Source organism: Gordonia westfalica, from assembly GCF_900105725.1.
GTDB classification, from domain to species: domain Bacteria; phylum Actinomycetota; class Actinomycetes; order Mycobacteriales; family Mycobacteriaceae; genus Gordonia; species Gordonia westfalica.
The window spans coordinates 4,152,820-4,172,820 of sequence record NZ_FNLM01000034.1 but is presented as its reverse complement, the minus strand read 5'-3'; the positions used below and the strand labels follow the sequence as shown (position 1 = coordinate 4,172,820).

Genomic DNA, 20,001 nt, shown 5'->3' with positions numbered 1-20,001 from the left:
TCCGCCGACATCGTTGCCGCGTCGAACCATCCTGTACACCGCCCACGCACGAGCGCATACTGGCACGCAAGCCGGGGAAGAGGTCCACCCGAGGAGCCCGCCATGGCATTTCTGCCGATCCCACGTTCAGACAGGAAGGTCGACCTGACCGGCAAGGTCGCGTTGATCACCGGCGCGGGCAACGGGATCGGCAAAGAGACCGCCCTGCGTCTCGCCGGAGCGGGCGCGCGGCTGATCCTCGTCGACATCGACCGATCCGCCGTCGACGACGTGGCCGCGACGATCGGCACCCGCGCGAACGGGTACGTCGCCGACGTGACCGACTATGCCGCGCTCGACGCCGCCGTCCGGGCCGGTATCGAGCGATTCGGCGGTATCGACATCGTGGTGGCCAACGCCGGTGTCGGAACATACGGTTCGTTCCGGAACATGGCCCCCGAGACCTTCCGGCGCGGTATCGACATCAACGTGAACGGCGTCTTCTTCACCGTGCGGGCCGCCCTCCCCTCGATCATCGAACGTCGGGGGTACCTACTGCTGGTATCCTCGATGGCCGCATTCCTACCCGGCCCCGGCATGGGACCCTATGCACCCGGCAAGGCCGCTGTCGATCATCTGGCGACGTCGTTGCGCGCCGAGGTCGGGCGCCTCGGAGTCGCCGTCGGTTCGGCACACATGAGCTGGATCGACACCCCGCTCATCCGCGACATCCAGTCTGATCTGTCCGTGTTCGACGATTACCTCAAGAAGCTCGGTCCGCCCCTGGACGAGATAGTCGGTGTCGACGTGTGTGCCGACGCTTTTGTCCGTGGCATCGCGCGACGACAGCGCCGCATCTACGTCCCCGGCTGGGTCGCCGTCGCCGCATGGTGCAAGCACTTGCTCTCCACCCGTCTCGGCGACCGGTTGTTCGGACCCGAACTCGACGACTTCCTCGAGAAGACCGACGCCGTTGTTGCAGAGCAACATCGGGCCAGCAGTGGGCGCAACGTCACGACGGCGAACATGCCCACCGTCGCCGAGACCGGTCGATGACATCTGTCGCGACCTCCTTGATCACAGAGTGATTCACACGGGGTCGGGCTTCAGCCGGCCGTCGCGAGTGTCGTTGCCAGCGCGGAATCCAGCGCCGTGCAGAACCAGTCCACGTCGGAGTCGGAGAACACCAGCGGCGGGCGGATCTTCAGGACGTTTCCGTGCTCGCCGCAGACGGATATGAGGACGTGCGCGTCCCGCATGGCCTCCACGATCGCACGGGCACGCCCGCGATCGGGAGCGGCGTCGGCGGTCACGATCTCCACCCCGATGTACAACCCGGCTCCCCGGATGTCGCCGACGGCAGGGTGATCGGCCGCGATACGCGTGATCCCCTCGCGGAGCCGAGCACCGATGCGGGTCACCTGCGCAGGCAGATCCTCGCTCTCGATCACGTCCAGCACCGCGGCCGCCGCAGCCATCGACACCGGGCTGCCCCCGAACGTGTTGAAGTACGGCTGCGTCGTCGCGAACCGTTCCAGCACGTCGGGACGGGCTGCCATCGCGGACACCGGCAGCCCGTTGCCCATGGGTTTGCCCATCGTGACGATGTCGGGCCGCACTCCGTGGCGGTCGAAACCCCACATGGCGTCGCCGGTCCGGCCGAAGCCCGGTTGCACCTCGTCGGCGATGAACACCGCCCCGACCGCGCGCGCCGCGGCGACGGCGGGGCCGAGGACATCGGGGTCGGCGAAGATGCCGTCCGAGGAGAAGATCGTGTCGACGATGAGGCAGCTGACGCCGAACCCCGCGCGCTGTAGGTCGTCGGCCGCTCGCCGTACATGCTCGGCGAAGGTCTCAGCGGTCGAACCCGCCGAACGAGGGTCGGGCGGCGGCACCGTGCGGACCTGCGGACCGAGGACCGGCGCTCCACCGTTCGACGGCGAGATCGCGGTCACCGCATGTGTATTGCCGTGATAGGCCTCGGTCGTCACGATGACCCCGGAGGCTCCCGTGTGGGCCGACGCGACACGCAGGGCCAGATCGTTCGCCTCGGACCCGGTGCACGCGTACATCACCTGGTCGATCCCCGGTCCGAGCGTGGCCAGCAGACGCCCGGAGTAGTCGACGATGCCGTCGTGGAGGTAACGGGTGTGGGTGTTGATCGACGTCATCTGCCGCATCACGGCGTCGACGACATGCGGATGACAGTGTCCGACGCTGGCCACGTTGTTGTAGGCATCGAGGTAGCGGGTGCCGTCGGCGTCGAAGAGATGGCTCCCCTCGCCCCGCACGAGATGTACCGGATTACGGTAGAACAGCCGATACGCCGGCCCCAGCATCCGTTCGCGCGCCTCGATGATCCCGTCCCCATGGCGTCCCACCGAGCCACCGGTGTAGCTGTTGGAGTCCATGATGTTGGAGAAGCTCACGTGGGATCGTCCTAGCTGTAGTGATGATGCGGAGAGAGCCACCCGGCATTTTGGTCTGCTCGGCCCGGTCGGTGTGGCCGACTCGAGGACGCGCGTGAGGCACAGGCGTGAGGTCGGCTGACCCGTGTTCCTCTTTCCTACGCCGCAAATCATTGGCGGGCAACACGAACAGGAGTAAACAGGGGAGATTGTTTCCGCTGCGTTTCCTACTCCGCGCCGATCGCTACGGCCACGTTAAACATCGCCTTTTGGTCTGCTCACGGATACCACTTCGGGCGACACTGTTCCGGTGCCCGGACTACCCCCAGACCACCGCGCGTTCGCGCTGGAGGCCCTGCCTCGCTACGGATTCGCGACGTCCGCCTCGCTGCGTCTGTTGAGTCTGTCGGAGAACGCCACCTATCTCGCCGAAGACGCGGCACGACAACTCGTCCTGCGCGTGCACCGTCCCGGCTATCACCCCATCGAGGCAATCCGCTCCGAACTCCGCTGGATGGCGGCCCTGGGAACCGAGACACCGGTGTCCACCCCCACCCCGGTCGCCGCCGTCGACGGTGCCGAGGTCGTCGGCGTGACCGTGGACGGCCGGACCCTGCTGATCGACGCCGTCACGGTCATACCCGGGTGCACCGCCGAAGAGTCCCCCGCTGTCATCGATTTCGCGACCATCGGCTCGATCACCGCACATCTCCACGAGCACAGCACCAGGTGGCGCGCACCTGCCGACTTCGTCAGGTTCACCTGGGACGTCGACGCCATACTCGGCCCGCACGCCCGGTGGGGACAGTGGCGCGAGGCTCGCGGCCTGTCCTCCGAGGACTGCGCCGACATCGACCGTGCCGTCCGGGTCATCACCGACCGACTCGCCGAATTCGGCACCGGGCCGGACCGATTCGGTCTCGTGCACGCCGATCTGCGTCTGGCCAATCTGATGGTCGATCCGAGCTCGGACCTCCCGGCGATCACCGTGATCGACTTCGACGACTGCGGTTGGTCGTGGCACCTCACCGATCTCGGTTCCGCTGTCTCGTGGATCGAGGACAAAACCGAGACCGAGAACCTCATCGATGAGTGGTTGCGCGGGTACACCGCGGTGCGGCCGCTGCCGGATGACCATCTCGCGCTGATCCCAACCTTCGTATTGTTGCGCCGAATCCATCTGACCGCATGGGTGGCATCGCACTCCGACGCCGACGCCGCACTCGGTATCGCCGACGACTTCGTTCCCGGCACAGCATCTCTCGCCCGCAGGTACCTCGACGATCCGTCGTGGCTACGTCGTGTCACCGCCCGAACCTCCGCGGCCTGACACGACTGCCTCATGCCGATCCCCGCCGTCACGCACATCCACAGGAGCATCATGACCATGTTCAGCCTGGCCGACCGATCGGTGATCGTCACCGGCGGCACCAAGGGGATCGGACGCGGCATCGCCGGGGTCTTCGCGCGCGCGGGTGCCGACGTTGCGATCGCGGCGCGATCATCGGACGAGATCGATTCGGCTGTCGCAGAACTCAGCGGTGTGGGCGACGGCAGGATCATCGGGGTCGTGACCGACGTCAGCAACCGGTCGTCGTGCGACGAGATGGCGCGTACGGTCCTGGAGGCCTTCGGGGCGATCGACGTCGTCTGCGCCAACGCCGGCATCTTCCCCGAGGCATCGCTGGAGACGATGACCGATGCGCAGCTCAGTCAGGTCCTCGACGTGAACGTGAAGGGCACGGTGTTCACCGTGCAGGCCTGCGTGTCCTCGCTCACCGAGTCGGGCAGTGGCCGGGTGATCATCACCTCGTCGATCACGGGCCCGATCACCGGGTTCCCCAACTGGTCGCACTACGGCGCGTCGAAGGCCGCTCAGTTGGGTTTCATGCGCACGGCCGCAGTCGAACTCGCCGCCCAGGGCGTCACCGTCAACGCGATCATGCCCGGGAACGTCCTGACCGAGGGCCTCGTCGAGATGGGCGAGGACTACATCGCGGGCATGACCCGGGCCATTCCGATGAAGGCCCTGGGCACCCCCGAGGACATCGGTCATCTCGCCGCGTTCCTCGCCACCCGCGAGGCCGGTTACATCACCGGGCAGGCGATCGCCGTCGACGGGGGCCAGGTGCTCCCCGAGTCACCCGACGCCATCCCCGCCTGAGACATCGCGACACCCGGATGGGGGAGACCACCGGCGGCCCGGTCGCCGAGGACGTGCGCCGCCGCATCCTCGCGATGCTCGCCCAGGGAACCCTGATTCCGGGCGCGAGGCTGGGCACCGAGCGCGACATGGCCGAGATGTTCTCGGTGTCGAGATCGACGCTGCGCAGCGCACTGCTCCCACTCAGCCGGGCAGGCATCCTGGAACGCCGGACCGGCCGGGGCGGTGGCACATTCATCCGCGCCGATGTCGTCGAACGCCATGCGGCCGAATCTGCCGGCCTCCCCGCGTTGTTGGCGGAGTCCGGACATGCCAGCGCGACGCGGGTGGTCGGTGCGGAACGTCGTCCGGCGACCCCGATCGAGGCGCGGGCCCTCGAGATCACGGACGGTGCAGAAGTGTTCGCGGTCCGCCGGATCCGACTCGCCGATGGTGCGCCGCTGTCGGTCGACCTGGCCTGTTTCCCCGTGGAACTGGTTCCCGGTCTCCTGGAACATCCCCTGGACGGGTCGCTCTACGAACTGCTGCGCACACGGTACGGACTGGTCGCCACCCGGACCACCGAGATCATCGAGGTCGGCGCGGCCAGCGGAAGTGAAGCCGGCTGGCTCGAAATCGGCGTCCGACGACCACTTCTCGCCATCACGCGGTTGTCGCGCGACGACTCCGGCACACCTTTCGAGTACTCCTTCGACCTGTTTCGGTCGGACCGTGTTCGCCTCATCTCGACCTCGGGTGTATCCCGCGAGGTCAGGGGGACCTAGTTCGCGCGCGAACCCACCGAGAAGTCACCCGTATGGCTCATGTCGAACCCGCTACCGGACATGGTGCCCAGCAGGTGCCCGAGGCGCCGGCGCTTCGCGTCGAGGTAGCGCACGTTCGCCGGCATGACACCCACGATCAGCGGAACACGCTGGGCCACCTCTATCCCGGAGTCGGTCAATCCGCGGACCTTGTCGGGGTTGTTGGTCATCACGCGTGCGCGCTCGATCCCGAGGTCGGCCAGGATTGCCGCTGCCGCACCGTATTCGCGTCCGTCGACGGGTTCGTCGAGTTCGAGATTCGCCTCGACCGTGTCGAGGCCCTGATCCTGCAGTCGGTAGGCGGCCAGTTTCTGGAGCAGCCCGATCCCGCGACCCTCGTGTCCACGCAGGTAGACGACGACACCACCGTCGTAACTGATGCGTTCGATCGCCGCGTCGAGCTGGGGTCCGCATTCGCAGCGCTGTGACGAGAACGCCTCTCCGGTGAGGCATTCGGAGTGCACGCGCACCAGCGGGGCGCGCTGGTCCAGCCCCTCTCCGGTGATCCCCGCGCTCACGAGCGCGACGTGTTCGGCACCGGTCTCGGCGTCGCGGTAGCCGATCGCCCGGAGCTCGCCGGTCGGGGTCGGCAGGACCGTCTCCGCCCCGCGGCGCACCCGGGGAACCACCGACCAGCGGTCCGCGTCGTGGACGCGACGGTAGTTGACCAACTCCTCGATGGTGAGCACCGGGAGTCCCATGCGCGACCCCATCGCGGCGACCTGCGGGTAGCGCATCATCGAACCGTCGTCGGCGACGAGTTCGGCGATCACGCCGACCGGGGCGACGTCGGCCAGCGTGCACAGATCGACGGCGGCCTCGGTGTGACCGGGGCGCTCGAGCACCCCACCCGGCCGGGCACGAAGGGGTAGTACGTGCCCGGGCCGGGTGAAGTCTCGGGGGCCGGATGCGGCCCCGGCCAGCATGCGCAGCGTGAGCGCACGGTCGGCGGCAGAGATGCCGGTCGTGACTCCTTCGGCCGCGTCCACGGTCACCGTGTACGCCGTCGCCTTGGGGTCCTCGTTGTTGGTCACCATCGACGGCAGTTCGAGCATGTCCGCACGCTCACCGGCCATCGGCGCACATAGCAGGCCGGAGGTGTTGCGCACGGTCCACGCGGTCCACTCGGTGCTGACACGGTCGGCGGCCAGGATGACGTCGCCCTCGTTCTCGCGGTCCGCGGCGTCGGTCACCAGGACCGGCCGGCCCGCGCGCAGGGCATCGATTGCGTTCTCGATGGCGCTCATCAGCTCTCCTCGACGTCGACGAAGCATGGTCGTCGTGGTCTCCCACGACCTGTGCACCATTCGACACCGCGTCCGTGACGGCACGGAAACCCGCCCGTGGCCGGAGAGTTTCGCCGCCTGCGCTTTATGAAAGTGCAGCTCATCGGCGATCGGGGGTCGAAATACGCCGCTTGATGGACGCGGAGACGGCATTTCCGCCGATCTCGGAGCAGGCCCCGGCTTCCCCACCGCCGACTTCGGCATACTGTTCGACAACACGTCCAGCACAGCTGGACACCCGTGAACCTGGAGGTCTCCGTGGCCAGTGGTCTCGTCGCCTTGCTCGACGACATTGCGACGCTCACCCGTGCCGCAGCCGCGTCACTCGACGACATCGGTGCGGCCGCAGGCAAGGCGAGCGTGAAAGCCGCCGGCGTCGTCGTCGACGACACCGCGGTGACGCCGCGCTACGTCGACGGGTTCACCCCTGACCGCGAGCTGCCCATCGTCCGGAAGATCGCCGTCGGCTCGATCCGCAACAAGCTCCTGATCATCCTGCCCGTCGCGATGATCCTCAGCCAGTTCCTTCCCCAGGCCCTGCCGTATCTGCTGATCGCCGGTGGTCTGTTCCTCTGCTACGAGGGCGCGGAGAAGGTCTACGAGGCGATCGCCGGAGGCCACCACGAGGAGGCGTCGGGCCCTGCGCAGGGCGATCCCGAGTTCGAGAAGACCATGGTCAACGGCGCGATCCGCACCGACCTCATCCTCTCGGCCGAGATCATGGTGATCTCGTTGTCCTCGGTCGAGGACGAACCGTTCTGGACACGTCTGGCCGTGTTGATCGTCGTCGCCTTCCTGATCACCGCGCTGGTCTACGGCGTGGTCGCGATCATCGTGAAGATGGACGACGTGGGGCTTGCGCTCGCGCAACGGGAGTCGACGTTCAGTCAGAAGATCGGCCGCGGCCTGGTCACCGCGATGCCCAAGATAATGGCGACGCTCACCGTGGTCGGCATCGCCGCGATGCTGTGGGTCGGCGGCCACATCCTCATCGTCAACGTCGGTGAGGCCGGGTTCCACTGGCCCGCCGATCAGCTGCACCACATCGAGCACTGGTTCGGCGACCTGGTGCACGGTGGCTTCGGCGGCGTGCTGTCCTGGACCGCCGGGACCGTGGTGTCCGCCCTCGTCGGCCTCGTCGTTGGCGCGATCGTCGTCGCCATCCTGCACGTCATCCCCAAGCGGAAGAAGAAGGACTCAGCCCCGGCGGCTGGTTGAGTAAGCGACGAGGCCCCACACCCACCCCGGTGATCACCCCACCCGACGCACCGGGCACCCTCGGAACCTGTGAGCACATGGGAACTGTTCGCCGTCCTGCTGGCCGGTGTGGGTGCGGGCGCCATCAATGCGGTCGTCGGTAGCGGCACCCTCATCACGTTCCCGACGCTCGTCGCATTCGGCGTCCCGCCGGTGAGTGCGACGATCTCCAACGCCATCGGTCTCGTCGCGGGCGGCGTGTCCGGAACCTGGGGTTACCGCCGTGAACTCGAGGGACAGTGGCCGCAGCTGCGGTGGCAGATACCGGCGTCGTTCGCCGGCGCGATCGTTGGGTGCTGGTTGCTGCTGCATCTGCCGGAGACGGTGTTCGAGGCGGTCGTGCCGGTTCTCCTGATCGCCGCCCTGATCCTCGTGGTGGCGCAGCCGTGGATTCAGAAGTGGGTCGGCCGCCGCTCCACCGCGCCGACGAACCTCGGAACGCCTCGCCTGACCGCACCGCGTATCGCCGCGATGATTGCCGGGACGTTCGCCGTCGGCATCTACGGCGGCTACTTCACGGCCGCGCAGGGGATCATGCTCATGGCGGTCCTCGGCGTCGTCGTCCCCGACCACCTGCAGCGGATGAACGCCGCCAAGAACCTGCTGTCCCTGGTCGTGAACGTGGTGGCCGCGGTCACCTACACGCTGGTCGCCTTCGACCGGATCGACTGGACGGCGGCCGCACTCATCGCCGCCGGTTCGCTCCTCGGTGGCGTCATCGGGGCTCGATACGGACGACGACTCTCACCCCGCGCACTCCGCGGGGTGATCGTCGTCGTCGGTCTGATCGGGCTGTGGCGACTGTTGGCGTGATTTCGACGGAGCTCAACCAGCAGAGACACACCGCTCAACCAGCAGAGACACACCGCTCAATTAGCAAGGCACGCCGCTCAACCAGCGGGCTACACCAGACGATCGCCGGTCGACGGGTCGAACAGATGGACGGCCTTGTCGGCCTGGCGCAGCCGGATGCCGTCACCGCGCTTGGCCGGTGACCGCTCGGCGGACCGCGCGACCATCACCATCGGTTCGCCGTCCAGGTTCCGTACCGACTGGTCGGCGAGGTTGGCGTAGATGTAGGTCTCGCTGCCGAGTTCCTCGAGCAGCGCGACCTCGGCGTCGAGCCCGGTGTCGCCGCCGGCGAGCGCCAGATGTTCCGGACGGATGCCGACGATCACCGAGTCGAGGCCGGAACGACGCAGTGCCGCCTCGGATTCGGCGTCGATGTCCACGGCGCCACCGGAGACGGTGATGGTGCCGTCGACGACGGGTGCGGTGAAGAGGTTCATCCCGGGCGAGCCGATGAACCCGGCGACGAAGGCGTTGACCGGCTTGTCGTAGAGGCCGGTCGGGGTCGAGAACTGCTGCAGCTGACCGTTCTTGAGGACCGCGACCCGGTCGCCCATGGTCATGGCCTCGACCTGGTCGTGGGTGACGTAGACCGTGGTGGTGCCGAGCCGACGCTGCAGGGCGGCGATCTGCGTGCGGGTCTGGACGCGCAGCTTTGCGTCGAGGTTGGACAGCGGCTCGTCCATGCAGAACACCTGCGGTTCGCGCACGATCGCGCGACCCATGGCCACCCTCTGGCGCTGACCTCCGGAGAGCTTGGCCGGCTTGCGGTCGAGGAAGTCGGTGAGGTCGAGCAGCTTGGCGGCCTCGGCGACCTTGCGCTTGCGTTCTTCGGTGGGCACGCCACGCATCTTGAGCGCGAATCCCATGTTCTCCCCGACGGTCTTGTTCGGGTACAGCGCGTAGTTCTGGAAGACCATCGCGATGTCGCGGTCCTTGGGTGCGACCCCGACCATGTTGTCGCCGCCGATGCGGATCTGTCCGGAGTCGATGTCCTCGAGTCCGGCGAGCATGCGCAGCGCCGTGGACTTACCCGAACCCGACGGTCCGACGAGGACGACGAACTCGCCGTCGTTGATGTCGAGGTCGAGGGAGTCGACAGCCAGCTTGTCCGCGCCCGGGTAGACGCAGCAGGCCTTGTCGTAGGTGATGGAAGCCATGATGTTCTCCGGTTCTGTCTCAGAGGTTTTCGAGTCGGTGGGTGTGGGCGGCGATCATTTGATGGCTCCAAACGAAAGGCCGCGGACCAGCTTGTTCTGGGCGATCCAGCCGCAGATGACGACCGGTAGTGCGGCGAGGACCGACGCTGCCGACAGCTGCGCCCAGTAGAGGCCCTGCCCGGACATGAAGCCGGTCAGGAACACCGGCATGGTCTGCGCGTTCACCGCGGTCATGTTGACCGCGAAGAAGAATTCGTTCCACGAGAAGATCACGCAGATCAGTGCGGTGGCGGCGATCCCGGGCGAGATCAGTGGCAGGATCACCTCCCGCACCGACGTCCACAGGCTGGCGCCGTCGATACTCGCCGCCTCCAGCAGTTCGCCGGGCACCTCGAGGAAGAAGGACCTCATCATCCACACCGCGATCGGCAGATTCATGGCGGTGTAGAGGATCACCAGCGTCCAGATGTTGTCGAGCATTCCGATCTCGCCGACGATGACGTACAGCGGGATGATCGCCGCGACGATCGGCAGCATCTTGGTGCTGATGAAGAAGAACAAGGCGTCCTTGGTCTTTCGCACCGGTCGTAGCGACAGGGCGAACGCGGCGGGTACGCCGAGCAGCAGCACCACGATCGTCGACACGATGGTCGCGAACAACGAATTGAGCAGTGGTGTGGCGATTCCCGCGTCGAAGACGTCGCGGAACTGTTGCAGAGTGGGCTCGAAGAAGAAGGTCGGCGGGTTGGTGGCCGCGTCGCTCTCCTGCTTGAACGCGGTCAGGACCATCCAGAGGACGGGGAAGAAGAACCCGATGGCGATGATCCAGGTGACCGCGGTGAGCAGGCCTGCCCGGGGATTGCGGCGTCGACGGATCTCGTTGCCGGACTGCACTTCTGCGGGACGCGCCGCGGCGCGGTCGGGGCGGATGTCGGTGCTCATCAGGCCGGCTCCTCTGTTCCGGAGAATGATTTGAAGATCAGACGCAGTGCCAGCGTGGCGACGGCGATCGTGCCGACCACCGTGACGACACCCATCGCCGCGGCCTGACCGATGTCGAAGCCGAGGAAGGCGCGTTGGTAGATGTAGTACGAGAGGTTGGAGCTCGACACCCCGGGCCCACCGGAGGTCATCATGTACACCGCGTCGAAGGTGTTGACGAGGTAGATCGCGCCGAGCACGGCGCCCAGTTCGATGAACCGCCGCAGATGCGGCAGCGTCAGCTCCCGGAACAGGCGGAAGCTCGTGGCGCCGTCGACGCGGGCCGCCTCCTGGATGTCACGCGGCATCGACTGCAGCCCGGCGAGGATGAGCAGCATCATGAACGGCGTCCACTGCCAGACCAATTCGGCCATGACGCTCATCAGCGGAAACTCGGAGAGCCAGTCGGTCTCGATGCCGAAGGGGCTCAGCGCCCAGTTCACCAGGCCGTTCGTCGGAGACAACAGGCTGGTCTTCCACAGCAGTGCCGCCGCCACCGGGGTGACGAGGAACGGCGTGATCAGCAGTGTTCGGACCACGCCGCGGCCCAGGAACTTCCGGTCCAGGAGCAGCGCGAAGATCAGCCCGAGGATCACCGAGACGAGAACGGTGCCGACGATCAGCAGGATCGTGTTGACGGTGACCCGCCAGAACTGGCTGTCGCCGAAGACCGCGACGTAGTTGTCGAGGCCGACGAACGCTCGGGAGTCCGGGCGCACCAGGTTCCATGACTGGGTGGAGTAGTACAGGGTGAACACGAACGGGATCTGCGTGACCACGATCACGAAGATCAGGGCCGGCAGCAGGGGTCCGCGGCGGCGCCAGCCCTCCGCCCGCGAGATGCGGTCACGTGAGGACGTCAATGGTGTCCGCTCGGGCGAGGATTCCTCGGGCGAGCGCGTGGAGACTGCGGTGGCCATGATCACTGCTCCCTCTGGTAGGACCTGCCGACGACCTCGGCATACTCCTGGGACTGGGCCAACGCGTCCCTGACGCTGATCTGCCCGGCAATCGCCGCCGAGATCTGTTGGCTGACACGGGTTCCGAGATCCTGGAACTCCGGGATAGCGAGGAACTGGACTCCGGTGTAGGGCACCGGCTTCAGCGTCGGTTTCAGCTGATCCGCCGCCTGCATCGCGGTCAGGGTCTGCTCGGCGAACGGCTTCGCGAGCTCCTTGTACGCGGGCAGCTCATAGGTCGACAGTCGGCTACCCGGCGGAATGTGGCTGGGGCCGAGCTTGTCCGAAACGTACTCGATGTAGCTCTTGCTCGTCATCCAGCGGATGAACGACCACGCCTCGTCGGGATGCTTGCTGCTCGACGGGATGCCGAGCGACCAGGTGTAGAGCCAGCCGTTGTCCTGCTTGGCCATACTCGGCGCCGGAAGGTAGCCGACGTCGCCGGCGATCGACGAGGTCTCGGGGCTCTCGAGGACCGAGACCGCCGAGGTGGCGTCGTACCACATCGCGACCTGCCCCTGGGAGAGCAGGTTTCCGCATTCCTGGAAGCCCGACGACGACGCGCCGGCTTCACCGTAATTGCGGACGGTGTCGACGTAGAACTGCACGGCCGCCTCGACTTCCGGGCTGTCGAGCTGCGCGTTCCAGTCCTCGTCGTACCAGCGACCGCCGAAGGCGTTGATGACGGTGTTGAGCGGAGCGAGCACCTCACCCCAGCCGGGCTTGCCGCGCAGGCAGATTCCCGCGGTGCGATCGTTGTCGAGCTTCTTCGCGACCTCCGCCACCTCGGGCCAGGTCGGATTCGGCGGGAGGGAGACCCCGGCCTGCTCGAACAGCTTCTTGTTGTACATGAGGAAGGACGACTCGCCGTAGAACGGCGCCGAGTACATCGATCCGTCGTGGGACAGCGCGGTTTTCAACGTCGGGATGAAGTCGTCGGCGTCGTACTCGGGATCGGCATCCATGTACGGGCTCAAGTTCACGAGCCAGCCGTACTCGCCCCACATCGGGGTCTCGTAGTTGCTGATCATCACGACGTCGAACTCGCCGCCGCCGGTGGCGACCGAGGCGGTGATCTTGGCGCGGGCCTCGTTCTCCGAGAGCGTCACGAACTTCACCGAGACACCGGGGTTCTGCTCTTCGAACTGGCCGGACAGCGCGACTGCGTCCTGCATCTGCGAGTTGGAGACCATCGCCACGGTGATCTCGCGCCCGCCTCCGCCGGTGAGTGAGCCGGCGCCGGAACAGCCGGTCATCACCAGCGCCACGGTCGCCACGAGGGCGCCGAACATTCGGTGTCGGGAGAACTTCATTGTTCGCCTTTCTCTTGCAACACAAGCCATTCCGCCGTCGCCACGTCGGTGACCAGAATCGTCGCGTAGCCACCTCGGAGGGCACCGAGGATGGACTCCTGCCGGTGCTCACCGCCGGAGACGAGGATCGAGGTGGGACACGCCCGGACCGCGTCGAGCGGGACCGAGACGGTCCGGTCGACCAGGCTGGACGCCACCGCCGTTCCGTTCGCGTCGTAGAACCGGCCGCCGATCTCGCCGACCGCGCCCAGTTCGATGAGTTCGTCGAGGACGATCGCGTCGATGAAGGACCCTTCGAAGAGGGTCGTGGAGGTCGACACCGACCCCACTCCGAAGAGCATGACCTGCGCTCCGCGGGCTGCCGAGAGCGACTGCGACAGAATCGAATCGCGGTTCACCGCGGTGACCGTCTCGGGATCGACGTAGAGCGGCGCGACCAATCGGAGGGGGCGGGCGTGCAGGCGTTCGGAGAATCTCGACAGAGCATGATCGACGCCCGTGTGGTATTCGACGGAGGTCATCGAACCGTCCATCTGTACGACCCGCTGGCACGATGCCGAGGCGCCCATGGCGTCGGCGACCGCGACCTGCTCGGGCCCCCAGGTGAATCCGAAGGTGTCGGTGGCCTGGATGCGTCGGGTCAGGACCGATGCGCCGGCCCGTCCCAGTGCGGCGTTGCCGGTGGTCGAGCCGTCGGCGATCTCGTCGATGACCAGGACCTCGTCGAGGCCGAGCGTCTCCTCGACCGCGCGCTCGAGTTCGGTGTGGATCGACGAGGACAGATGCGCCGGCGCCGACACGGAGACGTGGACCAGCCCTTGCGCTCGCGCCCGGGCGACGAGCCGACCGGCGGTGGGTCGGGAGACGCCCAGCCGAGCAGCGATCTCGGCCTGCGTCAGGCCTTCGAGGTGGTACATCGTCGCGGCGCGGACCAGGAGCCGCAGGTCCTGGCCGGTATCGGTGCCGCGTGGGCCGACGGAGCGTCCCGACGAACTCTGCTGGTCGTCGGCGGTGTCGACCGCCTGCTTGCGAGGCGCCATCGTGGCTTACCCCCGTTCTCTCGTGAGCATTTGCTCACTGGCGGTGAATGTGCTCAATAAGCTAGCATCCGAGATGTGAGCCACGCAACAACCGATACGAACGTCCCAGGCGCACCCGAGGTGATGCGGGCCGGTGTCCTCCGCCCGGATCTGTCTGTCGGCACCGAGACCCGGAGGTCACCACGCCCGGCGCCGGACGACGTGCTGGTGGCGGTGCGGGCGGTCGGCGTCTGCGGCTCGGACACCCACTACCTGCGTCATGGCCGCATCGGCGACCACGTCGTGCGCGACCCACTCGTCCTCGGACACGAGGCGTCCGGCGTCATCGTGGCGGTGGGCGACGGCGTCAGCCCGGACCGCGTCGGCGAACGCGTCTCCATCGAGCCGCAGCGACCCGATCCGACGACCGCCGAGACCAAACGCGGGGACTATCACCTGTGTCCGCACATGGAGTTCTTCGCGACGCCGCCGATCGACGGCGCCTTCGCCGAATACGTCACCATCGGAGCGGATTTCGCCCATCCGATACCGCCGGAGGTCTCCGACGAGGCCGCGGCCCTGTTCGAGCCGCTGTCGGTGGGGATCGCCGCCCTGCGCAAGGCTGCTGTGGGTGCCGGCGACTCCGTCCTGATCGCCGGTGCCGGGCCGATCGGGTTGATGATCGCCCAGGTGGCGCGGGCGTCCGGCCTGACACGCATCGTGGTGAGCGAACCCGACGAGCTGCGTCGCGGACGGGCGACGGACTTCGGCGCCACGGAGGCCGTGGCGCCGGGCGACGGGATGGACGCGGTCGACGCCTTCGTCGACGCGAGTGGCGTCGCTGCCGCCGTCCGGGATGGCATGACCCGGGTACGGCCGGGCGGTCATGTCGTCCTCGTCGGCATGGGTGCCGACACGATGGAGCTGCCCGTCACGCTCATCCAGAACCGCGAACTCGTCGTGACCGGGGTGTTCCGGTACTCCAATACCTGGCCGACGGCATTGGCACTCGTCCGCACCGGCGCGGTGGACCTCGACGCCATGGTCACCGCCCGGTTCGGCCTCGACGAACTGGCCGACGCGCTCAACGCCGACCTCCGGCCCGGGAACATCAAGGCCGTCGTCTATCCCGGCATCTCGACGTGGCCCGAGAACCATCAACACGACACCACACAGACAGGAGAGGCCGGCCGATGAGCACCTCGCTGAATGCCGACGCGCTGACCCGGATCAGCGGCGCCGATGTCCCCGCCTACGACCGCACCACCGTCGTCCCCGGCATCGTGCACTTCGGCGTCGGCGCGTTCCACCGCGCGCACCAGGCCATGTACCTCGACCGCTTGCTCGCAGCGGATCCCGGTGCCGGGGAGTGGGGCATCTGCGGTGTCGGCGTCCGGCCGGCCGACGCCGCCATGCGCGACGCGCTCGTCCCCCAGGACGGCCTGTTCACCCTCACGTTGAAGCACCCGCACGGCGAGGTCGAGACGTCGGTGATCGGTTCGATCGTCGAATATCTCTTCGCGCCTGACGATCCCGAGAAGGTCCTGGAGCGCCTCAGTGATCCGGCGACCCGGATCGTGTCGCTGACCGTGACCGAGGGCGGCTACAACTTCTCCCCGTCGACCGGCGAGTTCGACGCCGGCAACCCCGACATCGTCGCCGACCTCGAGGGCTCGGCACCTCCGCGCACCGTGTTCGGTCTCGTCACCGAGGCACTCGCACGACGCCGCGAACGCGGTGTCCCGTCGTTCACGGTCATGTCCTGCGACAACATCCAGGGCAACGGGCACATGGCGCGGTCGACGTTCCTCGCCTACGCGCGGCTTCGTGATCAGGACCTCGCCGACTGGATCGAGAGCAACACCCGCTTCCCCAACTCGATGGTCGACCGCATCACTCCCGCAACGCCTCCCGAGCTCGCCGACGAGGTCGCCGCGCGCACCGGGATCGTCGACGCGTGGCCGGTGGTCGCCGAACCCTTCACCCAGTGGGTCCTCGAAGACGACTTCTCGATGGGCCGGCCCGCGCTGGAGGCGGTGGGTGTGCAGGTCGTCGACGACGTGACCCCCTACGAATTGATGAAACTGCGGCTGCTCAACGCCGGCCACCAGGCCCTGTGCTACTTCGGCTACCTTCTCGGCTATCGCTATGTCCACGACGCCGCGTCGGATGACGACATCCGAACCCTGTTGCGCCGCTACATGACCGAGGAGGGCAAGACCACCCTTCAAGAACTCCCCGGCGTCGACGTCGACGCCTACATCGACACGCTGCTCGAACGCTTCGCCAACCCGGCCATCGCGGACACCATCGCGCGACTGTGCCAGGACTCGTCGGATCGGATCCCGAAGTGGCTGCTGCCGGTCATCGCCGAACGGCTGGCAACCGGGCAGCGCAGCGAACTCGCCGCGGCGGTGGTCGCGAGCTGGACCCGGTACGCCGAGGGCACCGATGAACAGGGCGAGCCGATCGATGTCGTCGATCCCCTTGCCTCGGAGCTGGTTCCGCGGGCGAAGCGGTCGCGCACCGATCCGCTGGCCTTCGTCGCCGACCGTGAGCTGTTCGGGACTCTCGCCGAGGAGGAACTGTTCACGACGCCGTATCTGTCTGCGCTGGAATCCCTGCGCACCAAGGGTGCCCGCGCCACACTCACCGAGTTGCTCTCATGACCCTGGTCGCCGGCATCGATTCATCGACCCAGTCGTGCAAGGTCGTCATCTGCGACGCCGACACCGGTGCGGTCATCCGTTCGGCGAGTGCACCGCACCCGCCCGGCGCCGAGGTTCACCCCGACCGCTGGTGGGATGCCCTCGGCACAGCGGTGGCCGCGGCCGGCGGATTCGACGACGTGTCCGCGGTGTCGGTGGCAGGACAGCAGCACGGGATGGTGTGTCTGGACGAGTCGGGGCGCGTCGTGCGGGATGCGTTGTTGTGGAACGACGTTCGGTCGGCGTTGAGTGCCGCCGACCTGGTCGACGAGCTCGGCGGACCCGGGGCGTGGGCCGAGGCGGTGGGCGTCGTCCCGGTCGCGGCGATCACCGCGGCCAAGCTCCGCTGGCTCGCCGACAACGAACCCGGGAGCGCCGATGCCACGGCAGCCGTGTGCCTTCCGCACGACTGGCTCACCTGGCGGCTCCGCGGCAGCACGGACCTCGCCGAGCTGACCACCGACCGCAGCGACGCGTCGGGAACCGGATACTTCGGCGCGGCCTCCGGCGAGTACCACGACGATCTCCTGGAGTTGGCCTTTCGCGGGCGGCGACCGGTCCTACCCGTCGTCCTGGGTCCGGGCGACCGGGCAGGAACCACCTCCACCGATGTGGTCGTCGGCGCCGGTGCGGGTGACAACGCGGCAGCCGCCCTCGGACTCCATGCCCGACGCGGGGACGCGGTGGTGTCCCTGGGCACCTCGGGTGTCGTCTGCGCGGTGTCGGACACCGCCCCCTGCGACGCTGCCGGTCTCGTCGCCGGTTTCGCCGACGCCACCGGCCGGCACCTGCCGCTGGTATGCACTCTCAACGGCGCGCCGGTGCTGGCGTCGACGGCGAAGATGCTCGGCGTCGACTTCGACGAGTTCGCACGACTTGCGATCTCGGCCGACCCCGGCGCCGGAGGGCTGACGATGGTGCCCTGGTTCGCGGGCGAACGCTCCCCCAACCTCCCCGACGCCACCGGCACCCTCACCGGTATCACCGCCGGCAACCTCAGCCCGGCGACGATCGCCCGCGCAGCGGTCGAGGGACTGATCGCGTCGCTCGTGTACTGCCGCGAGAAGATCGAGGAACAGGGCGAACGCGTCGAACGCGTCCTGCTCACCGGCGGCGGCGCGAAATCGGCTGCGGTGCGGGCGATCGCACCGGCGCTCTTCGGAGGCGAGGTCGAGATCCCCGCCGACGGCGAGCACGTGGCCCTCGGTGCCGCCCGCCAAGCCGCCTGGGCCCTCACCGGCGAGCTGCCGGAGTGGGATGTGCCGCGCGAGACACTCACCGCAACAGCTACTCCTGAAGTGTATGAGCGCTACCGCGAGATCGCGGACGCAGTAGCCGCCTCCGCTCCCTGAGCCTGGATATTTCACTGATGTTGCTGACGTCCGGCGTGTGATACGCGAAAGTGCCTGTCTGCCTTGTGATTATTGATTCACCACAAACAAATAGTCACAGGGAGAAAGGCACCTCGCAGGTGAAGAATAACGTGTATCCCAAGATGATGGTGGACCCCACGCGCACGGAGTCGGTGGTGACGACCTCGGGCGCAGTGTTGCTGACGAAAACCGTGGACGTCTCGGGCCTGGGCGCTGACCTGACCGCGGCCATGGCGCCGTGGCGGACAACGGCCGCCGTCCACGACCCGGCCAAGATCGTGCTGGATCTGGCGATGACCTTGGCCGCCGGTGGTGACTGCGTGGCCGATGTGGCCGCGGTCCGGGCTCAGCCACAGGTGTACGGGCAGGTGGCCTCGGATCCCACGATGTCGCGGGTGATCACCCGGCTAGCTGCTGATGTCGAGGCAGTCAGTACCGCGATCAGTGCGGCTCGCGCCGCAGCGCGGGAGCGGGTGTGGGCCACCGCCCGCCCGTTGGAGGGCATCGCGGGCAGCGTCGATGGCGGGCTGGTGATCGTCGATCTCGATGCCACTACCGTGACGGCCGGCTCGGCGAAAGAACAGGCCCAGAAAACCTATAAACGGGTGTTCGGGCATTCCCCGATGTGTTCGTTCGTCGACCACGGCGCCTTCGGCACCGGGGAGACCCTGCACCTGGACCTACGGCGTGGAGGTGCCTCACCCAAGGGTGCCGACATGCACATCGCGGCCCTCGAGGCGGCGTTGGCCCAGCTACCCGCCGCCGAACGCGCCCAGGTGCTCATACGTACCGATTCGGCCGGGTGTGCCAAGAAGTTCCTGGCCCACCTGGCCGAGCAGAATCTGCAGTACTCGGTCGGGTTCACCATCTCCGAACTGGTCAAAGACGCGTTGGCCATGCTGCCTGAAGCTGCCTGGGTCACCGCGATCACCAACGACGATGCCGATCCGCGCGCTGATGCCCAGGTCGCCGAGATCACCCTGCCGCGCCCGGTCCGTGATGCAGAAACCGCCTACGAACCCTGGCCACCCGGGATGCGGCTGATCGTGCGCCGCGAATACCCCCACAACGGAGCCCAACACCTCATCACCGACATCGAGGGCCGCCGCTACACCGTGTTCGCCACCAACACCCGCGGCCGCGGCTGGACCCTGCCGACCCTGGAACTACGTCACCGCCAACGCGCCCGCGCCGAAGACCGTATCCGCTGCCTCAAAGACACCGGCATGGCCAACCTGCCCTTCGACTCATTCGCCAAAAATCAACTCTGGCTCGACATCGTCGCCCTGGCCTCCGACCTGCTCGCCTGGACCCAAACCCTGGGCTACCACCGCCACCACCCCATCCGCCGCTGGGAACCCAAACGCCTGCGCCACCGCCTGCTCACCGTCGCCGGCAAAATCATCACCCACGCCCGCACCACCACCCTGCGACTACCCACCGACTGGCCCTACAACCACCACATACGCCACGGCTGGCAACGCCTCGCCGCGTAACCAGCCCCCCCCGGTCAACGCACCCGGTCACAGCCGCCCCCAACCCCCGCCCCAGGAACCCGAACAACCAGCGAACCGAACGCTGGCGATCCACCCCGCCCACACACCAGTACCGACCACCGCACACCGAACCGACAACCGATCAGCGAAAACCCACTCAACCGTGAAAGATTCAGGCTGAGGTGCGAGGGCGACAGGCGGCCCTTCGTGACGCGTCCTCCGCAAGCTCCGGACGCTCCTCAGGGA

General features: G+C 67.4%; 17 protein-coding genes. 10 read left to right on the top strand and 7 right to left on the bottom strand.

The window, feature by feature from the left end; genetic code table 11:
- Positions 1–102: 102 nt before the first annotated feature.
- Entirely contained in the window at positions 103–1,035 is a 933-nt protein-coding gene (locus BLU62_RS24595) for an SDR family oxidoreductase (protein WP_074852466.1), read from the top strand.
- 50 nt (positions 1,036–1,085) lie between these two features.
- Here the strand turns inward: BLU62_RS24595 and BLU62_RS24590 are convergent, their stop codons facing one another.
- Positions 1,086–2,408, bottom strand: coding sequence for an aspartate aminotransferase family protein (locus BLU62_RS24590; protein ID WP_074852465.1), 1,323 nt, complete (start codon positions 2,406–2,408; stop codon positions 1,086–1,088).
- 289 nt (positions 2,409–2,697) lie between these two features.
- On the opposite strand from BLU62_RS24590, the gene BLU62_RS24585 reads away from it, so the two are divergent.
- From BLU62_RS24585 to BLU62_RS24575, 3 genes are read left to right on the top strand one after another with little or no spacing between them, the layout of a single operon-like run.
- Positions 2,698–3,717, top strand: coding sequence for a phosphotransferase enzyme family protein (locus BLU62_RS24585; RefSeq protein WP_074852464.1), 1,020 nt, complete (start codon positions 2,698–2,700; stop codon positions 3,715–3,717).
- A gap of 57 nt (positions 3,718–3,774) precedes the next feature.
- Entirely contained in the window at positions 3,775–4,551 is a 777-nt protein-coding gene (fabG, locus tag BLU62_RS24580; protein ID WP_074853255.1) for a 3-oxoacyl-ACP reductase FabG, read from the top strand.
- Positions 4,552–4,568: 17 nt separating this feature from the next.
- Positions 4,569–5,315 (top strand): GntR family transcriptional regulator, encoded by a 747-nt coding sequence (locus BLU62_RS24575; RefSeq protein WP_074852463.1) that lies wholly within the window; start codon positions 4,569–4,571, stop codon positions 5,313–5,315.
- Here BLU62_RS24575 and ribB read toward each other — a convergent pair.
- A complete protein-coding gene (gene ribB, locus BLU62_RS24570; RefSeq protein WP_074852462.1) occupies positions 5,312–6,601 on the bottom strand; it encodes a 3,4-dihydroxy-2-butanone-4-phosphate synthase in 1,290 nt (429 codons plus the stop codon). The two genes, BLU62_RS24575 and ribB, sit on opposite strands and share 4 nt — an antisense overlap.
- Positions 6,602–6,898: 297 nt before the next feature.
- Between ribB and BLU62_RS24565 the strand changes: the two genes are divergently transcribed.
- Together BLU62_RS24565 and BLU62_RS24560 are read left to right on the top strand one after the other, a co-directional pair.
- Positions 6,899–7,858, top strand: coding sequence for a DUF808 domain-containing protein (locus BLU62_RS24565; protein WP_074853254.1), 960 nt, complete (start codon positions 6,899–6,901; stop codon positions 7,856–7,858).
- Positions 7,859–7,927: 69 nt separating this feature from the next.
- Positions 7,928–8,710, top strand: coding sequence for a sulfite exporter TauE/SafE family protein (locus BLU62_RS24560; protein WP_074852461.1), 783 nt, complete (start codon positions 7,928–7,930; stop codon positions 8,708–8,710).
- Positions 8,711–8,799: 89 nt separating this feature from the next.
- Here the strand turns inward: BLU62_RS24560 and BLU62_RS24555 are convergent, their stop codons facing one another.
- Genes BLU62_RS24555 through BLU62_RS24535 form a run of 5 tightly spaced genes read right to left on the bottom strand, consistent with a single transcriptional unit; the run spans position 8,800 to position 14,199 of the window.
- Complete coding sequence (locus BLU62_RS24555; RefSeq protein WP_074852460.1) at positions 8,800–9,906, bottom strand: ABC transporter ATP-binding protein; 1,107 nt, start codon at positions 9,904–9,906, stop codon at positions 8,800–8,802.
- A 54-nt stretch (positions 9,907–9,960) separates the two neighbouring features.
- On the bottom strand, positions 9,961–10,848 hold the full coding sequence (locus BLU62_RS24550) for a carbohydrate ABC transporter permease (protein ID WP_074852459.1): 888 nt from the start codon (positions 10,846–10,848) through the stop codon (positions 9,961–9,963).
- Complete coding sequence (locus BLU62_RS24545) at positions 10,848–11,807, bottom strand: carbohydrate ABC transporter permease (protein WP_074853252.1); 960 nt, start codon at positions 11,805–11,807, stop codon at positions 10,848–10,850. Before BLU62_RS24545 ends, BLU62_RS24550 begins: the two co-directional genes overlap by 1 nt.
- A 2-nt stretch (positions 11,808–11,809) precedes the next feature.
- Positions 11,810–13,159 carry an ABC transporter substrate-binding protein gene (locus BLU62_RS24540; protein WP_074852458.1) on the bottom strand — a complete coding sequence of 450 codons (1,350 nt, stop codon included), beginning with the start codon at positions 13,157–13,159 and terminating at the stop codon, positions 11,810–11,812.
- A complete protein-coding gene (locus BLU62_RS24535) occupies positions 13,156–14,199 on the bottom strand; it encodes a sugar-binding transcriptional regulator (protein ID WP_074852457.1) in 1,044 nt (347 codons plus the stop codon). Before BLU62_RS24535 ends, BLU62_RS24540 begins: the two co-directional genes overlap by 4 nt.
- A 123-nt stretch (positions 14,200–14,322) precedes the next feature.
- On the opposite strand from BLU62_RS24535, the gene BLU62_RS24530 reads away from it, so the two are divergent.
- The 4 genes from BLU62_RS24530 (at position 14,323) to BLU62_RS24515 (ending at position 19,755) form a co-directional block, all read left to right on the top strand.
- The gene (locus BLU62_RS24530) at positions 14,323–15,375 is read left to right on the top strand and encodes an NAD(P)-dependent alcohol dehydrogenase (RefSeq protein WP_074852456.1); all 1,053 of its coding nucleotides are present in this window, start codon (positions 14,323–14,325) and stop codon (positions 15,373–15,375) included.
- Complete coding sequence (locus BLU62_RS24525) at positions 15,372–16,847, top strand: mannitol dehydrogenase family protein (RefSeq protein ID WP_074852455.1); 1,476 nt, start codon at positions 15,372–15,374, stop codon at positions 16,845–16,847. The genes BLU62_RS24530 and BLU62_RS24525 overlap by 4 nt, the downstream gene beginning before the upstream one ends.
- Complete coding sequence (locus BLU62_RS24520) at positions 16,844–18,238, top strand: xylulokinase (RefSeq protein ID WP_074852454.1); 1,395 nt, start codon at positions 16,844–16,846, stop codon at positions 18,236–18,238. The genes BLU62_RS24525 and BLU62_RS24520 overlap by 4 nt, the downstream gene beginning before the upstream one ends.
- A 143-nt stretch (positions 18,239–18,381) precedes the next feature.
- Positions 18,382–19,755 (top strand): IS1380 family transposase, encoded by a 1,374-nt coding sequence (locus tag BLU62_RS24515; RefSeq protein WP_280141564.1) that lies wholly within the window; start codon positions 18,382–18,384, stop codon positions 19,753–19,755.
- Positions 19,756–20,001: the final 246 nt, after the last annotated feature.

What these genes read in the sequence shown, in the direction of transcription:
- BLU62_RS24595 (WP_074852466.1), top strand. Translation starts at nt 103, where the DNA reads ATGGCATTTCTGCCGATCCCACGTTCAGACAGGAAGGTCGACCTGACC.
- fabG (WP_074853255.1), top strand. Translation starts at nt 3,775, where the DNA reads ATGTTCAGCCTGGCCGACCGATCGGTGATCGTCACCGGCGGCACCAAG.
- BLU62_RS24575 (WP_074852463.1), top strand. Translation starts at nt 4,569, where the DNA reads ATGGGGGAGACCACCGGCGGCCCGGTCGCCGAGGACGTGCGCCGCCGC.
- ribB (WP_074852462.1), bottom strand. Translation starts at nt 6,601, where the DNA reads ATGAGCGCCATCGAGAACGCAATCGATGCCCTGCGCGCGGGCCGGCCG.
- BLU62_RS24555 (WP_074852460.1), bottom strand. Translation starts at nt 9,906, where the DNA reads ATGGCTTCCATCACCTACGACAAGGCCTGCTGCGTCTACCCGGGCGCG.
- BLU62_RS24550 (WP_074852459.1), bottom strand. Translation starts at nt 10,848, where the DNA reads ATGAGCACCGACATCCGCCCCGACCGCGCCGCGGCGCGTCCCGCAGAA.
- BLU62_RS24545 (WP_074853252.1), bottom strand. Translation starts at nt 11,807, where the DNA reads ATGGCCACCGCAGTCTCCACGCGCTCGCCCGAGGAATCCTCGCCCGAG.
- BLU62_RS24540 (WP_074852458.1), bottom strand. Translation starts at nt 13,159, where the DNA reads ATGAAGTTCTCCCGACACCGAATGTTCGGCGCCCTCGTGGCGACCGTG.
- BLU62_RS24535 (WP_074852457.1), bottom strand. Translation starts at nt 14,199, where the DNA reads ATGGCGCCTCGCAAGCAGGCGGTCGACACCGCCGACGACCAGCAGAGT.
- BLU62_RS24530 (WP_074852456.1), top strand. Translation starts at nt 14,323, where the DNA reads ATGCGGGCCGGTGTCCTCCGCCCGGATCTGTCTGTCGGCACCGAGACC.
- BLU62_RS24525 (WP_074852455.1), top strand. Translation starts at nt 15,372, where the DNA reads ATGAGCACCTCGCTGAATGCCGACGCGCTGACCCGGATCAGCGGCGCC.
- BLU62_RS24520 (WP_074852454.1), top strand. Translation starts at nt 16,844, where the DNA reads ATGACCCTGGTCGCCGGCATCGATTCATCGACCCAGTCGTGCAAGGTC.
- BLU62_RS24515 (WP_280141564.1), top strand. Translation starts at nt 18,382, where the DNA reads ATGATGGTGGACCCCACGCGCACGGAGTCGGTGGTGACGACCTCGGGC.